17 protein-coding genes are annotated in these 15,327 nt (G+C 73.8%); 9 read left to right on the plus strand and 8 right to left on the minus strand.

Going from position 1 to position 15,327, the window contains the following annotated elements:
- Positions 1-57 precede the first annotated feature (57 nt).
- Positions 58-1,665 (minus strand): peptide chain release factor 3, encoded by a 1,608-nt coding sequence (locus E1266_RS26765; protein WP_132051586.1) that lies wholly within the window; start codon positions 1,663-1,665, stop codon positions 58-60.
- A gap of 110 nt (positions 1,666-1,775) precedes the next feature.
- On the opposite strand from E1266_RS26765, the gene E1266_RS26770 reads away from it, so the two are divergent.
- From E1266_RS26770 to E1266_RS26795, 6 genes are all read left to right on the plus strand, one after another.
- Positions 1,776-2,489, plus strand: coding sequence for a spermidine synthase (locus tag E1266_RS26770; RefSeq protein WP_132051588.1), 714 nt, complete (start codon positions 1,776-1,778; stop codon positions 2,487-2,489).
- Between the two features lie 46 nt (positions 2,490-2,535).
- Positions 2,536-2,976 (plus strand): MerR family transcriptional regulator, encoded by a 441-nt coding sequence (locus tag E1266_RS26775; protein ID WP_132051590.1) that lies wholly within the window; start codon positions 2,536-2,538, stop codon positions 2,974-2,976.
- Between the two features lie 43 nt (positions 2,977-3,019).
- Positions 3,020-3,349 (plus strand): GNAT family N-acetyltransferase, encoded by a 330-nt coding sequence (locus E1266_RS26780; protein WP_132051592.1) that lies wholly within the window; start codon positions 3,020-3,022, stop codon positions 3,347-3,349.
- A 146-nt stretch (positions 3,350-3,495) separates the two neighbouring features.
- Complete coding sequence (locus E1266_RS26785; RefSeq protein ID WP_243718922.1) at positions 3,496-3,864, plus strand: nuclear transport factor 2 family protein; 369 nt, start codon at positions 3,496-3,498, stop codon at positions 3,862-3,864.
- A gap of 161 nt (positions 3,865-4,025) precedes the next feature.
- The gene (locus E1266_RS26790) at positions 4,026-4,754 is read left to right on the plus strand and encodes a CBS domain-containing protein (RefSeq protein WP_243718923.1); all 729 of its coding nucleotides are present in this window, start codon (positions 4,026-4,028) and stop codon (positions 4,752-4,754) included.
- Between the two features lie 70 nt (positions 4,755-4,824).
- Positions 4,825-5,280 (plus strand): TerB family tellurite resistance protein, encoded by a 456-nt coding sequence (locus E1266_RS26795; RefSeq protein WP_132051596.1) that lies wholly within the window; start codon positions 4,825-4,827, stop codon positions 5,278-5,280.
- Between the two features lie 25 nt (positions 5,281-5,305).
- On the opposite strand, the gene E1266_RS26800 is transcribed toward E1266_RS26795, so the two are convergent.
- The 4 genes from E1266_RS26800 to E1266_RS26815 form a co-directional block, all read right to left on the minus strand.
- On the minus strand, positions 5,306-6,196 hold the full coding sequence (locus tag E1266_RS26800) for a M56 family metallopeptidase (protein ID WP_132051598.1): 891 nt from the start codon (positions 6,194-6,196) through the stop codon (positions 5,306-5,308).
- Entirely contained in the window at positions 6,193-6,567 is a 375-nt protein-coding gene (locus tag E1266_RS26805; RefSeq protein ID WP_132051600.1) for a BlaI/MecI/CopY family transcriptional regulator, read from the minus strand. Before E1266_RS26805 ends, E1266_RS26800 begins: the two co-directional genes overlap by 4 nt.
- A gap of 73 nt (positions 6,568-6,640) precedes the next feature.
- Positions 6,641-8,185, minus strand: coding sequence for an AMP-binding protein (locus E1266_RS26810; RefSeq protein ID WP_132051602.1), 1,545 nt, complete (start codon positions 8,183-8,185; stop codon positions 6,641-6,643).
- The gene (locus E1266_RS26815; protein ID WP_132051604.1) at positions 8,182-8,970 is read right to left on the minus strand and encodes a crotonase/enoyl-CoA hydratase family protein; all 789 of its coding nucleotides are present in this window, start codon (positions 8,968-8,970) and stop codon (positions 8,182-8,184) included. The genes E1266_RS26810 and E1266_RS26815 overlap by 4 nt, the downstream gene beginning before the upstream one ends.
- Positions 8,971-9,048: 78 nt before the next feature.
- On the opposite strand from E1266_RS26815, the gene E1266_RS26820 reads away from it, so the two are divergent.
- Positions 9,049-9,855, plus strand: coding sequence for a hypothetical protein (locus tag E1266_RS26820; protein WP_132051606.1), 807 nt, complete (start codon positions 9,049-9,051; stop codon positions 9,853-9,855).
- A gap of 57 nt (positions 9,856-9,912) precedes the next feature.
- Here E1266_RS26820 and E1266_RS26825 read toward each other — a convergent pair whose 3' ends face one another.
- Positions 9,913-10,680 (minus strand): TetR family transcriptional regulator, encoded by a 768-nt coding sequence (locus tag E1266_RS26825; protein ID WP_132051608.1) that lies wholly within the window; start codon positions 10,678-10,680, stop codon positions 9,913-9,915.
- A gap of 100 nt (positions 10,681-10,780) precedes the next feature.
- Between E1266_RS26825 and E1266_RS26830 the strand changes: the two genes are divergently transcribed.
- Entirely contained in the window at positions 10,781-11,692 is a 912-nt protein-coding gene (locus tag E1266_RS26830; RefSeq protein ID WP_132051610.1) for an ABC transporter ATP-binding protein, read from the plus strand.
- Positions 11,689-13,350 (plus strand): anibiotic ABC transporter, encoded by a 1,662-nt coding sequence (locus E1266_RS26835; RefSeq protein ID WP_132051612.1) that lies wholly within the window; start codon positions 11,689-11,691, stop codon positions 13,348-13,350. Before E1266_RS26830 ends, E1266_RS26835 begins: the two co-directional genes overlap by 4 nt.
- Positions 13,351-13,356: 6 nt before the next feature.
- Here the strand turns inward: E1266_RS26835 and E1266_RS26840 are convergent, their stop codons facing one another.
- Positions 13,357-14,496, minus strand: coding sequence for a hypothetical protein (locus tag E1266_RS26840; protein ID WP_132051614.1), 1,140 nt, complete (start codon positions 14,494-14,496; stop codon positions 13,357-13,359).
- A gap of 105 nt (positions 14,497-14,601) precedes the next feature.
- Complete coding sequence (locus E1266_RS26845; RefSeq protein ID WP_132051616.1) at positions 14,602-15,129, minus strand: hypothetical protein; 528 nt, start codon at positions 15,127-15,129, stop codon at positions 14,602-14,604.
- Between the last annotated feature and the right edge of the window lie 198 nt (positions 15,130-15,327).

Genomic DNA, 15,327 nt, shown 5'->3' on the forward strand with positions numbered 1-15,327 from the left:
CCCCCAACGCCCCGCCGCCCCCCCGTCCTGCCGCCGCTGCGATCGGGGGGAGCCGGATCAGTCGGCGACGCCCGCGGCGAGCATGCGGGTGAGGGTGATGCCGGGGTGCTCGCGTTCGAGGGCGCGGAGCCGCCACTTGTCCACGAACACCGCGATGAGCGCGCCGTCCAGGGAGCGGGTGAGGACCTCGACGCCGCGCCGGCCGCTCAGCGTCTCGGCGGACTCCTTGTCGGTGACGCGGGCGGTGCTGTAGTCGAGCCGGGTCAGCTCCACGGGCGCGCCGAACTCCTCGGCCATCCGGGCGGTGACGACGTCGAACTGCAGGGGCCCGACGGCGGCCAGCACGGGTGCCTGGTCGCCGCGCAGGTCGCTGCGCAGCACCTGGACGACGCCCTCGCCGTCGAGCTGGTCGATGCCGCGGCGGAACTGCTTGGCGCGGCTGTTGTCGGTGGCCCGCGCCACCATGAAGTGCTCCGGGGCGAACGCCGGGATCGGGGGGAAGACCACCGGGGTCCTGACGTAGAGGGTGTCGCCCACGGTCAGGCCCGCGGCGTTCGGCAGGCCGATCACGTCACCGGGGTAGGCGACGTCCAGGGTCGAGCGGTCGCGGCCGAACACCGTCTGGGCGTACTTGGTCGCCAGCGGGCGGCCGGTCCGGGCGTGCGTCAGCGACATGCCCCGCTCGAAGCGCCCTGAGCAGACCCGGACGAAGGCCAGCCGGTCGCGGTGCGCCCGGTCCATCCCGGCCTGCACCTTGAACACCTGCCCGGCGAACGGCGCCGCCACCGGGCGCTCCGCTCCGGTGTCGTCGACGCGCGCGGACGGGGCCGGGGCCAGCCGGCACACCGTGTCCAGCAGCGCGCTCACGCCGAAGTTCGGCAGCGCCGCCCCGAACAGCACCGGCGTGGCAGTCCCGGCCGCGAAGGCGTCGGGGTCGAGGGTGGCGCCGATCTCGTCCAGCAGCGCCAGCTCCTCGACCGCGGTGCTCCACGCCTCGCCCTCCTCCTCGGCGGCCTGCTCGGCGGGGACGTGCTCGGCGATCGCGCGGGTGGCGCCGCCCGGGGTGCGCCGGAACCGGGTGAACGCGCCGCCGGCGCGCTCGATCAGCCCGCGGAAGTCCCCCGCGACGCCGACCGGCCAGTTCAGCGGCGCCGGGCGCAGCCCGATGCGCTGCTCGACCTCGTCCAGCAGCTCCAGGGGCTCGCGGCCGGGCCGGTCCCACTTGTTGACGAACGTGATCACCGGGATGCCGCGGTGCCGGCAGACGTCGAACAGCTTGAGCGTCTGCGCCTCCAGGCCGCGGGCCGAGTCCAGCAGCATGATCGCGCCGTCCACCGCGGCCAGCACCCGGTAGGTGTCCTCGGAGAAGTCCGCGTGCCCCGGCGTGTCCAGCAGGTTGAGGAGCACCTCGCCGTACTCGAAGCGCAGCACCGACGAGGTGATGGAGATCCCGCGCGCCCGCTCCATGTCCATCCAGTCGGACCGCACCCCGCGCCGCCCCGACTTGCCGTGCACCGCCCCGGCCTGCTCGATCGCCGCCGCGTGCAGGGCCAGCGCCTCGGTCAGCGTGGACTTGCCCGCGTCCGGGTGACTGATCACCGCGAACGTCCGCCGCCGCGCCGCCTCCGCCGCCACGTCCGGCGCCGTTCCCGTGCCACCGCTCACCGCGGCCCCCTCCCGTGGTCGACGTGGGCCGACCGATCTGACGTCACGTTAGGGTACTTTGGCGCGAGGCCGCGGGTCGCCGGCCGCCACCGACCACGGGGACGGAACGCATGGGCGCGTTGTTCGAAGAGCTCGACTGGCGTCCGACGCCGATGGGCGCCATCAGCCTGCGGCGGCGCCGGGACCCCGCGCTCCGCGTCGACGTCTACGAGATCAAGCTCGACGACGACTTCCTCATGTCCAGCCTGTGGACGGCCGGCGAGGTGGAACTCGCCCGGCTCGGCCTGGCCGCGGCGGACGGAGGCGAGCTCGACGTCCTCGTCGGGGGCCTCGGGCTCGGCTACACCGCGGGCGCCGTCCTGGACGATCCCCGGGTGCGCTCGCTGGTCGTGGTCGAGACGCTCGCCGAGGTGATCGAGTGGCACCGGGCGAAGCTCGTCCCGCTCGGGGAGCGGCTGGCCGGGGACGACCGCTGCCGGCTGGTCCACGGCGACTTCTTCGCCATGGCCGCGGAGGAGTCCCAAGGCCGCTTCCATGCGGTGCTGCTGGACATCGACCATTCGCCGAGCCACGTCCTCAACCCGGCCCACGAGGCGTTCTACCGGCCGGAAGCGCTGAGCCGGCTCGCCGCCCGCCTGCACCCCGGCGGCGTCTTCGCGCTGTGGTCGAACGACCCGCCCGACGACGGCTTCACCGCCGTGCTCGGCAGCGTTTTCGCCGAGGCCGCGGCGCACGTCGTCGAGTTCCCCAACGCCGTCCAGGGCGGCACCTCAGCCAACACGGTGTACGTCGCCCGCACGGACCCGAATTCTCCCCTTACGTAAGATTAGGGACGGCTCGCCCGGGCCGGGCGGCGTGAGGAGGCACCCGATGGACGGCAGGCGCATGCGGATCGGCGAGGTCGCCGATCGGACCGGCCTGAGCCTGCGCACCATCCGGCACTACGAGGAGGTCGGCGTCGCCCTCCCCACGGCCCGCACCCGCGGCGGATTCCGCCTCTACACCGACGAGGACGTCGCGCGCCTCCTGGTCGTCAAGCGGATGAAGCCGCTCGGGTTCACCCTCGAAGAGATGCGCGACCTGCTGGACGTCCTGGACCGCCTCCAGGACCCCGGCACCGGCGAGCCCGCCCGCGACGACCTCGTCAAGCGCCTCGCCGTCTACCGCTCGCTGGTCGAGGAGCGGTGCGCGAAGATCCGCGCCCGCCTGTCGGACGCCGAGCAGTTCTCCGCCGAGCTGACCGCCCGGCTGCGCGAGCACCGCGACCGGCCGGGCGCGGGCCGCGCGGAGGGGCGCGAGCTGTCGCGATGAGCGTCCGGTCGGTACGGTCGTACCGTGGAGGTGAGCGTCGGCCATGACAGGTGACGACAGCGGAGCAGGTGCCGGCGAGGCAGGCGACAGGGTCGTCGACGCTCCCGAACGCAGCCGGTACGAGATCGTCCGGGACGGCGCCGTGCTCGGCTTCGCCGCCTACCAGAAGGCGAAGGACCTGATCGTCTTCACCCATACCGAGATCGATCCGGAGTACGAGGGGCAGGGCCTCGGCGGACGGCTGGTGCGCGCGGCCCTCGACGACGTCCGCACCCAGGGGCTCCCGGTGCTGCCGACCTGCCCCTTCGTCCAGGGCTGGATGGCCAAGCACCCGGACTACGCCGACCTCGACTACCGCCGCCGCCCGCGCTGACGCCGCCAGGCCCTCGCCCGTGACCACCCCGGGCTGAGTCCTCCGTGGCGGGATGTCGAGAACGCTTCGGGTGCTCCGACCTATCCGGGGGCCGCCGGTTCGCTCGGCGGCTCCGGATGGACGGCACGCGATCCGAAGGAGCGGACATGTCACGCAACACCGAGACCGTCACCACCTACCTGGACGGCTTCCGCAAGAACGACCACGCGCAGATCCTGTCCTGCCTGACCGACGACATCGAGTGGACCGTCTTCGGCGGGTTCCACCTGACCGGCAAGGACGCCTACGACAAGGCCATCGACGGGCCGCCGGAGCTGCTCGACCCGCCCCGCCTGGAAGTCGTGCGCATGGTCGAGCAGGACGACGTCGTCATGGCCGAGCTGACCGGGGCGGTGCGGCGGGCCGCGGGCGGCGAGATGCGCATGTCCATGGCGGAGGTGTTCGTCATGCGCGACGGCAGGATCGCCGAGCGCCGCGCCTGGGTCGTCGAGCTGACGGAGAACGACTACCGCTGATGCGCGGGGCTCCTCATCCCGTCCGCGCCGGTTCGGGCGCGCGGAGAAGGCCGAAGGTCCCGAGGTTCGGGGACCGCCGGCTCTGATCCGCGCACCCGCGCGCGCGGGAGGCTGGAAGCGGCTCGGGGAGCGGCGCCGATACGGGTTACGAGCCCTGCACGGTGTCCTCCCTGAGCCCCGAGGACGAGCACGAGGAGGAGACCATGAAGCGCCGCACTGTCCAGGACGTGATGACCGGGGACGTGGTGACGGTGACCCCGCAGACCCCGTTCGCCGAGATCGCCGAGGTACTGGCGGAGCACCGCATCAGCGCGCTGCCCGTCTTGGACGACGCGGGCCGCGTCGCCGGCATCGTCACCGAGTCGGACCTCCTGCACAAGGAGGAGTACAAGGCGGGCGACGGCGGCCGCCGGCCGCTGCGGGCCCTGCTGCGGCGCGACGCGCAGGCCGAGGCCAAGGCCGCGGCCGTCGACGCCCGCGGGCTGATGACCGCCCCGGCCGTCACCGTCGCGCCGGACGCCCCGACCGCGGAGGCCGCCCGGCTGCTGACCGCCCAGGGGTTCAAGGCCCTGCCGGTCGTCGACGGGGACGGCCGCCTCGCCGGCATCGTGGCCCGCCGCGACCTGCTGCGCGTGTTCCGGCGTCCCGACGCGGAGATCCGGGACGAGGTCGTCAAGGGCGTGCTGATCAAGCAGCTCTGGCACGACCCCGACATGGTCGGCGTCCGGGTCGAGAACGGCGTCGTCCATCTCACCGGCCGCGTCGAGACCAAGAGCCTCATCCCGGTCGTCGTCCGGCTGGTCGGCCGGGTGGACGGCGTGGTGGACGTCGTCGACACCCTCGGCTACGCGCACGACGACGCCCAGGCCGCCCGCATCACGAGGGTCTGAGGCCGGCGGCTTGCTATTACACTTGTAGCAGTCAGGCGTCCGGGTACGGCGGCAGCAAGGGAGATCTTCGATGGCGTTCTGGGACAAGCTCCGCGAGTCCAGCCAGAACATGCAGACCCAGCTCATGGCGAAGAAGAACGACCTCAAGAGCGGCGCCTTCCGGGACGCGAGCATGGCGATGTGCGCGCTGGTCGCCGCCGCCGACGGCTCGGTCGACCCGGCCGAGCGGCAGCGGACCGCGTCGCTGATCGCCTCGAACGAGGTCCTGCAGAACTTCCCGGCGGCCGACCTGCAGCAGCGGTTCAACGGCTACGTCGACAAGCTCACCGCCGACTTCGCCTTCGGCAAGATCGGCGTGCTGCAGGACATCGCCAAGGTGAAGAAGAAGCCCGCCGAGGCCCGCGCCGTCATCCAGATCGGCATCGTCATCGGCGGCGCCGACGGGAACTTCGACGAGAACGAGAAGGCCGTCGTCCGCGAGGCGTGCCACGCCGTGGGGCTGCCGCCCGCCGAGTTCGAGCTCTGACCGCGCCCGCCCGGCCGCCCGGCTGTCAGCGCAGCGACAGCAGGTACAGCAGGAGGGCCGCGGCGGCGTGGTCCAGGTGGAGGGTCGCGCCGGTCAGTGAACTGGTGACGAAGCCGTTGCCCATGAACAGCAGCGGACCCGTCACCGTGTTCCGGTCCGGCGGCGAGTCCAGCAGCGCCTCGACGCGCTGCACGACCCCCGACTCGGCGAACGCGGCGGCCGGGCCCGCGGCGGGCGGGTGCGCGAGGGCGGCCTTCGCGATCGTGCGGGCGACGAACGCCCGGTCCCCGACGGCCTCGGCTGCGTCCTCGTCCGCCCACCGCTCGACCGAGAGCCGCAGCCGCTCGCTCAGCGGCCGCAGCGGCGGCAGGAGCGCCCGGGCCATGGCGCCGGACGCCGTGTACCGGTGGTGGCGGTGCCGCAGGTGCGACGCCTCGTGCTGGAGCACCACGTGGAGCTCGTCCGCCGTGAACCCGCGGAGCATCCCCCGCGACAGCAGGACCCCGCCGTGCCGGCCCGGGACCGCGACGGCGATCGGGACGTCGGTCTCCAGCGGCTCGCGGACCTGGATCCGCGCGGTCCGCAGCTCCGCCGCCCAGCGGGCGGCCGTCCGCGCGGCGACCAGTGCCCCGGCGGCCGTCAGCAGTACGGCGGGCACGCCCACCGGGTGCGGGACCGGCCGGTCGTCCCCGAACAGCGCCCACTCGGGGACCCGCGCGGCGGCGGCCGGCGCCAGCGTCGCCGCGTAGTTGATCGACATGAAGACCCCGGTGCCCAGCGCGGTCACGACCGTCATGGCGCAGGTGGTGGCCAGCAGCCGCGCCGTCCAGGACGGGTGCAGCGGCAGCGGCGCCCGGCCGAGCAGCGCGCCGAGCGCCAGCATGACGACCGGCGGCGCGAGGGTGAACCAGGTCACCCGCGGTCTCCGGGGCCTTCGAGCATCTCGCGCAGGTGGCGCGCCTCCTCGCTGCTGAGCGTCCGGACGAACCGGTTCAGCACGCTCACCGGGTCGCTCGCGTGCCGGAGGTGGTCGCGCATCCGGCCCGCCACCAGCTCGGACTCGTCCACGGCGAGCCGGTAGTGGTAGTGCCGCCCGGCCCGGGTCCGGGAGACGAGGCCCTTCTCGTGCAGCCGGTGCAGGATGGTGTTCACCGTGGTGTAGGCGGGTTCGCCGTCCAGCCGCTCGACCAGCTCGGCCGTGCGCGCGGAGCCGCCGAGGCCCGCCAGCGCGGCGAGGACCTCGGCCTCCAGCTGGCCCAGCGGTCTGCGCGATGGACTGCGCGGCACCGGCCTCACCCCTTGGAACGGAGGACGTCTGGTTCCAAGTAGATCAGGCCGCGGCCGGTACCGCCCGCCCGGGTCAGGACCTGGTCGCGGTGTCGGCGAACTTCGCCCGCAGGGTCTTGCGGTCGAGCTTGCCCACGGCGGTCTTCGGGACGGCGTCCACGAAGATGATCTTGCGCGGTTTCTTGTAGGAGGCCACCCGCTCCGTCACGTGCGCGATCAGCCGCTCGCGCAGGCCGTCATCGGGCGCGGCGCCCTCGGCGAGGACGACGACGGCGGTGACCGCCTCCACCCAGCGCTCGTCGGGCGTGCCGACGACCGCGGCCTCGCGCACCGCCGGGTGCTCCAGCAGGACGTCCTCGACCTCGCGCGGGTAGACGTTGTAGCCGCCGCTGATGATCATGTCGGACGTCCGGTCCTTGAGGAACAGGAAGCCGTCCTCGTCGAGGACGCCGACGTCGCGGGTGTGGACCCAGCCGTCGCGGAAGGTGTCCGCCGTCAGCTCCGGGGCGTTGAAGTACCCGGCGCAGGCCGACGGCCCGCGCACCACGATCTCGCCCGGCTCGCCGGGGCGGGCCGGGCGGCCGTCCTCGTCCAGCAGCCGGAGGTCGATGTCGGCGGCGACCTGCCCGCACGCGGCGAGCCGGTCACCGGTGTGGTCCTCGGGGCGGAGCACCGCGATGCACAGCGGGATCTCGGTCTGCCCGTAGTACTGCCAGAAGCGCTCCCGGCCCCAGGCGTCCATCGCGCGCTCGATGACGGGACGCGGCATCGGCGACGCCCCGTAGATGACGCGGCGCAGCGCGGACACGTCGGCGGTCGCGAAGGCCGGGTGCTCGACCAGCATCTGGATCATGGTCGGCACCAGGTTGATCGCCGTGGCCCCGTACCGGGTGACGGCGTCGAGGAACTGCTCCGGCGCGAAGCCGGGGAGGATCACGGTGCGGCCGCCGCGCAGCCACAGCGGCAGCACGAACACCCCGCTCGCGTGGATGAGGCTCGCCGCGTGCAGCATGACGTCGTCGCGCGTGGCCGGGAGGAGGTTGAGCAGCACGTTCCGGCAGATCCCCGCGTAGGACGCCTGGGTATGCTGGGCCGCCTTCAACGTGCCCGTGGTACCGGACGTGTACAGGGTGAGAATCACGTCATCGGGGCTGACCTCGACCTCGGGAAGGGTGGCGGGGACGCCCTTCGCCCGTTCCATGAGGGACGGTTCGCCGTCCAGGCCGGTCTCCAGGCCCAGGAACGTCACGTCGGGCAGTGCGGCGGCGAGCTCGCGGGCCCGGTCGGTCAGGTCGGCGCCGAACACCACGAGCTCACAGCGGGTGTCGGTGAGCATGGTGACGTGCTCGGCGACCGACAGCCGGGAGTTGAGCGGCACCCGGTTGATCCCGCCCTTCACGCAGGCGAAGTCGAGCGGCACGCTCAGCAGGCCGTTGTTCACCAGGAGACCGGCGCGCCGGTGGTGGCCCGCGCCTTCCCGGGCCAGCGCGCGGGCGAGCCGGTTGCTCAGCTCGTCCACCTCGCCGAACGTCAGCTCCTGCTCGCCGAACACCACGGCGACCCGGCCGGTGTGCTGCCGCGCACCCCGGACGATCAGCTCACGGGTGGTGGAACTCATGCGGTGTCCTCTCCGGTGAAGCGTCCGTGGCGGCCCTCGCCCGCCACGAATCTGGACGCGCCGGCCGCGCCCTCGCGCGCCACGATGGGAACCCCCGCGGCCCCTTCCGCGCGCAGCGCCTCGGCGAGGGGCAGATCGAGGCCGGCGTAGGTGGAGGCGCGGTCGGTCAGGACGCACTCGAACGGGAAGGCCGCGATCTGCTCGGCGAGTTCCCGGGCGGCGTCCACCGCCTGTCCCGGCTCGACGACCCGGTTCGCCAGGCCCATCGCGAGCGCCTCGCCGGCCTCGACGGGCCGCCCGGTCATGATCAGGTCCAGGGCCCGGCCCAGGCCGACGACCCTCGGCAGCCGGACCGTGCCGCCGTCGATGAGCGGCACGCCCCAGCGGCGGCAGAAGACCCCCATCACCGCGTCGCGCTCCACGATCCGCAGGTCGGCGAGCAGGGCGAGCTCCAGGCCGCCCGCCACGGCGTAGCCGCTCACCGCCGCGATGAGCGGCTTGCCGAGCGCCATCCGGGACGGGCCCATGGGGCCGCTGCCGCCGCCTTCGGGATCGAGTTCGTTGCGGCGGGCGGGGTCGCCCACCGCAGTAAGGTCGGCTCCGGCGCAGAACGTCCCGCCGGTCCCGGCGAGCACCGCCACGCGCTGTCCCGGGTCGGCCTCGAACGCCGCGAAGGCCGCGCGCAGTTCGGCGGCCATCGGCCCGTCGACGGCGTTGCGCCGGTCGGGACGGTCCATCCAGATCGTGGTGGTCGTGCCCGTCTTCTCGACTCGCACGTCGGCCATCGTCACCTCCGCGTCCTGCCCCAACGACCGCTACACATATAACGTACCTTGGAAGAAACTGTCTAGGAGCCGTTACAAATGTCGGAGCCGACCGCCCGCAAGCTCCTGCTGGACCTGGTCACGGCACGTCCGCGCGCCCGGTTCTCGATCGCCGCGCTGTGCCGGGCCGGGGAGATCGTGGGGCTGAGCGCGCCGAGCATCCGGATGGCCGCGCAGCGCCTGCACGAGGAGGGGGTGCTGGAGCGGGCCGGCCGCGGCGTCTACCTCCCGCGGCCCGACCGGCTGCGCACCTACCCGCACGTCGAGCAGTGGACGACCCGCCACCGCTCCCGCGTGCCGTGGACGGGACGCTGGGCCGCGGTCGAGAACTCCGCCACCGCCCGCACCGACCGCGCGGTCCTGCGCCACCACGACCGGGCCGTGCGGCTCCTCGGGTTCCACGCCTGGCGCGGCGCGCTGCACGTCCGGCCCGACAACCTCCGCGGCGGCGTGGACGCGCTGCGCCGGACCCTCCGCGACACGGGCACGGCCCCGGACGCCGTCGTGTTCGCGATCGACCGGCTCGACCCGGACACCGACCGGGAACTGCGCCGCCTATGGGACGCGGCCGACCTCGTCGCCGGGCTGAACCGGACGGCGGAGGAGCTCACCCGGAGCCGGGAACGCCTCGGCACCCTCACCCCGGAGGAGTTCGCCCGCGAGTCCCTCCTGCTCGGCAGCCGGGCGATCGCGACGATCCTGCACGACCCGCTGCTCCCCGAGGACCTCTGCGACCCCGGGCCCCACGAGCGCCTGGTCGCCCTGACCAGGGACTACCAGGACGCCGCGCAGGCCATCTGGGGGCGTCTCCTGGACCTCGACGGCACTGCCCGGGACGACGGCTGACCACCGGCGGCGGTGTCTCGAAAACCCTCCCACAACTGTCTCACTAATGTCTCAGAACTAGGCGGAGGGTGCGCGACCGGTCAGGTGGCGGTAGAGCGTGGCGCGGGAGACGCCGAGGCGCTCGGCGATCTCGCCGACGGTGCGGTCGCCCTCCTCGTACATGCGGCGGGCGGCCTCGGCCTTCGCCTCGTCCAGCGCGCGGGGGCGGCCGGGCCGCCGGGCGCCGGTCCGGGCGGCGGGCCGCTCCGGCTCGTCCCGCGTGACCAGGCCGGACGTCGCGGGATCGTCCAGCAGCGTCCACACGCCGGCCATGATCTCCGCGCGCAGCCGGTCGATCGGGACGTCCCGGCACAGGAACACGGGATCGCCCAGCATCGCGAAGATCTGCACCGTGCGGACCCGGACGGCGACGTCCGGATACGGGCCGGTGAACGCGGCGTGGACCCGCTCGATCAGGGCGATGTAGTGCTGGAACGTGCGGTCGTGCGCCAGCGTCGTGAGGTCCTGCATGACCACGTAGAGCAGCTTGCGGTTCCGGATGTAGACGTCCAGCGTGCCCTCGATCAGCTGGCGCCGGGCGCCGACCCGGTCCTCGATGCGGCGGGCGCGGGCGAGCACGTCCTCCAGGCCCTCCGAGAGCGGCTCGCACAGCGTCGCAAGAAGCACGGACTTGGACGGGAAGTGGTAGAAGACGGCGGCCTTGGTGAGCTGCAGCCGGTCCGCGATCTCCCGCATCGAGCCGGCCTGGTAGCCGCGCTCGGAGAACACGTCGAGCGCGGTCTCCAGGATCCGGGCCCGGGTGTCCGGCGGCTTCCTCTCGTTCACCGTCCCAACCTAACCGGTTGGCCGGACACCGCCCCGCGGTTTACCATCGGGAACTGACCAGCGGTCAGTCGGCTGACCGCGAGGCGAGGGGACGGCGCGCATGACCGACGCGATCCGCGTGAGCGGACTGACCAAGACCTTCGGCGACGTGCGGGCGCTCGACCGGCTGGAGCTGACCGTCGGCACGGGCGAGGTGCACGGCTTCCTGGGCCCGAACGGCTCGGGGAAGTCGACCACCATCCGGGTGCTGCTGGGCCTGCTGCGCCGCGACTCCGGCGAGGTGAGCCTGCTCGGCGGCGACCCGTGGCGGGACGCGGTCGCGCTCCACCGCCGGCTCGCCTACGTCCCGGGGGACGTCAACCTGTGGGGCAACCTGTCCGGCGGGGAGGCGATCGACCTGTTCGGCTCCCTGCGCGGCGGGCTCGACCCCGCCCGCCGCGACGACCTCGTCCGGCGCTTCCAGCTCGATCCGACCAAGCGGTGCCGCACCTACTCCAAGGGCAACCGGCAGAAGGTGGCCCTGGTGGCGGCGTTCGCGTCCGACGTGGAGCTGTACATCCTGGACGAGCCGACGTCCGGGCTCGACCCGCTGATGGAGGCGGTGTTCCAGGACTGCGTCGCCGAGGCCAAGGAGCGCGGGCGCACCGTGCTGCTCTCCAGCCACATCCTCGCCGAGGTCGAGCGGCTGTGCGACGGCGTGTCGATCATCCGGGACGGCCGCACGGTCGAGTCCGGCACGCTGGCGGAGCTGCGGCACCTGACGCGCACGACGATGACCGTCCGGACCGCGCTGCCGCCCGCCGGCCTCGGCCGCCGCACGGGCGTGCACGACCTGCGCGTCGAGGACGGCGGGACCGGGGCGACGTTCGAGGTGGAGGCCGACGCGCTGCCGGAGGTCCACCGGTACCTCGCGGAGTGCGGCGTGCTCGACCTGACCAGCCAGCCGCCCACGCTCGAAGAGCTGTTCATGCGGCACTACGACGACCAGGCCGGTCTGGAGAGCGTCCGATGACGAAGCGCACGGGATCCACGGCGTTCACCGGATCCAGGACGTTCACCGGCACGCTGCGGCTGGCCCGGCTGGCGCTGCGCCGCGACCGCGTGCAGCTCCCGCTGTGGCTGCTGGGCCTGACCGCGGTCACCGGCACGGTGGCCTCCAGCGTCCTCGGCCTCTACGCGAGCGAGCGCGAGCAGGTCGCCTACGCCCGGTCGAGCGCCATGAGCGCGGTCTCGCGGGTGTTCAACGGCGTCGTCCCGGAACCGACGCCGGGCGCCATCGTGGTCGCGGAGTCCTTCAGCCTGGTCGCCGTCCTCGCCGGGCTGATGAGCATCCTGGCGGTGGTGCGGCACACCCGGCGGAGCGAGGAGACCGGGCGGGCGGAGCTGATCGGCTCGATGGTCGTCGGGCGGCACGCGATGCTGACCGCGGCGCTGCTGGTGACGGTCGGCGCGAACGCGCTGCTCGCGGTGCTGGTGGCGGCCGTGCTGCTCGCCGCCGGGCTGCCCGCCGGCGGGTCGCTGCTCATGGCCGCCGCGATCGGCGCGTGCGGTGCCGCCTTCGCGGGCGTCGCCGCCGTCACCGCGCAGGTCACCGAGAGCGCGCGCGCCGCCAACGGCATCGCCGCCGCCGTGCTCGGCCTGTGCTACCTGCTGCGCGGCCTCGGCGACGGCCTCGCCACCGCCGAGGCGGACGGCCTGCGGGTGACGAGCCTGTGGCCGTCCTGGCTGTCGCCGCTCGGGTGGGGGCAGCGGACCGAGCCGTTCACCGCGGACCGGCTCTGGCCGCTGCTGCTGCACGCCGCGCTGCTGGCCCTGCTGACCTGGACGGCGTACCGGCTCACCGACCACCGCGACGTGGGCACCGGGATGCTGCCGGTCCGCCGCGGGCCGGCCACCGCCCCGCGCGCCCTGCTCAGCCCGCTGGGCCTGGCGTGGCGGCTGCAGCGCGGCGTGCTGTACGGCTGGGCGGCCGGGCTGCTGGTGGTGGGCGGGATGCTCGGCGCCCTGGGCGACCAGGCCGAGGAGCTGCTGGGCACCAGCGACGAGCTCGCCGAGGTGGTGGGCAGGCTGGGCGGCACGGGCGACCCGGTGGACGTCTACTTCACCGCGATGATGGGGTTCACCGGCGTCCTCGTCGCCGGGTACACCGTCCAGGCGCTGCTGCGGATGCGCGCCGAGGAGACCGGCCCGCTGGAGGCGGTGCTGGCCACGGCGGTGAGCCGGTCCCGGTGGATGGCGGCCCACATCACCTGCGCGGTGCTCGGGACCGCGGCCGTGCTCGCCGTCACCGGGCTGGCCAACGGCCTCGCGTACGCGGTCGCGGCCGGTTCGGTCGACCGGATGCCCGCGCTGCTCGGCGCGGCCATGGTGCAGCTGCCCGCGACGCTGGCACTGGCCGGGTTCGTCATCGCGGTGCTCGGCCTGCTGCCGAGGTGGTCGGTGGCGATCTCCTGGACGGCGCTCGCCGCGTGCCTGCTCATCGGGCAGGTCGGCCCGATCCTGGAGCTGCCGCAGTGGGCCGCCGACCTGTCGCCGTTCACCCACACCCCGGCGCTGCCGTCGTCCGGCCTCGCCCTGCTGCCCCTGACCGCGCTGAGCGCGTGCGCCATCGCGCTCAGCGCGGCCGGCCTGTGGCTCTTCCGCCGCCGGGACCTGGCCCTGACCCTCTAGTAGTGCCTACTTCGTGCCGGTGAGCGGGTCGCTCGGGAGGGGGCGGGCGGACCGGCGCCAGACCGTGCCTATCTGGGTGCCGGCCCAGACGGTGGTGGTGTACGGCACGCGGGTCATCGCGTACGCGGTCACCCCGATGGGCGGGGTCTCGCGGGTCCAGGACGCGCCGTCGAAGTGCAGCAGGTGGGACGTGTCGTACGGGCTGGAGACCCACACGCCGCCCAGCCCGTCGGAGGCGATCGACCCGAGGAAGCCGATCGCGGACATCGGACGCACCCCGCCCAGCGGGTCCGACGGGCCCGGCATCCGGTGCACGGTGAACTCGGAGCCGTTCCAGTGGTGCAGCGTCGGCGGCGGGAACAGGGGGTGCTGCTCCAGGGCGTAGAACCAGACGTCGTCGGGGGCTACGTGCTCGATCTGCAGGATCCAGTGGGTGTAGGTCGTCCCCCACGGCATTCGCGTCCACTCGGTGCCGTCGAAGTGCCACAGCGGGGTCGGGCCGCTCGACCCGCCGATCCCGCCGACCCAGACGTCCGAGGGGCCTCCGGCGGCGATGGCGCTGAGCCCAGCGGTGCCGGGCACGGAGAGCGAGTTCGTCCACCGGCCGTGCCGCCGCACCGACACCGTCGCGCCGTCCGCGGTGATCCCGGTCGCCCACAGCGCGCCGGTGCCGTCCAGCTCGATCGCGTAGAGCTGCTGGTCGGCGGGGCCCGCGGCCGTGCTCCAGCGGCGGCCGTTCCAGTGCAGCAGGTCGGTGCGCGCCGAGGCGTCCGGGCCGGAGGCGAGGGCCCACGCGTCGGCGAAGTGCCGGGCGCGGACGTCGTTGACGACGGCCAGCCCTTCGGGCAGCGGTGCCCGCGTCCAGCCGCGCAGGCCCCGGTGCAGCATCACGGCGGCGGCGTCCGGCTGGAAGGCGTTCTCGGTGCCGCCGGCGATGACGTGCCATGGGTCCGGCGCGGCGATGCCGAACAGCTGGGCCCGGCCCGAGAGCGGCGGAATGGGCACGTCGGCCCATCCGCCCGATGGCGGGGCGGCGGCGCGCGCGGTGCCGGTCAGCGAACCGGCGGCGGCGGCACCGAGCAGCGTGGCGCCGCCGAGGGTGAACGCGCGGCGGGACAGGGAGGGGTTCGCAGGGCGGTGTTCCACGGTGGCTCCTCGACCGGCGGATGATCAAATGCCAGTATTTAGTGGCAAGATCTTAGGATCCACCGCGTGACCTGTTGCGGCCACGAGCCCTGCTCAGCGGCACCGCTAGGGCGTCGTCACCGAGGCGGCGCGGACGGTCCTGTCGCCGAACACCTCCTCGACCGCCTTCACGCGCAGCTCTTCGAGGACGGTGATCTGGGCCTCGGCGCGTTCCACCAGCGTGCGGAGGCTCTCGACCTCCAGCGCCGGTTCGCGGTCGACGAGGGAGAGCAGGGTGCGCCACCCGGCGGCCTTGCCCTCGACCGCGAGGCGCAGCGCCTCCAGCTCCACGAGGTCGCTCAGCGGCGAGCGGCTGCGCAGCCGTCCGTTGAGCTTGAGCCGCGCCGCCTTCTCGGCCGCCCACGTCACCACGCTCTTGTACCGGCGGACCGGCATCTCCAGCGACCGCAGGATCGCCAGCAGGGCGCCCCGGTCGGCCGTGATGTCCTCGGCGAGCCGCTCCAGCCGTTCCGCGTCGGCCGAGTCCCGGCGCGCGTGCGCGGTCCGCCGGGCCAGTTCGACCCCGGCGGCGGCCCCGGCCAGATGATCGTTCAGGTAGATCGCCAGGAACGTTCGGGTCTCACTTGTCGCCATCTCCCCCACGTACCCGGGGACGCCCCCGTAAACGGCGCGCCGAGCCGGCCCGGGCGGTCCCCGGCCGGCTCGGCGGTGCGGTCGGTCAGCCCTTGTCGCGGGCTTCGCGGATCATGTCGCGGACCCGGTCCATGATCGCGACGGGCGGGCCCATCAGCATGTTCTTGGCCGCGCTCTCGGTCCCGGGGTGCGGGCGGG

Source organism: Actinomadura sp. 7K534 (assembly GCF_004348575.1).
GTDB lineage: Bacteria > Actinomycetota > Actinomycetes > Streptosporangiales > Streptosporangiaceae > Spirillospora > Spirillospora livida.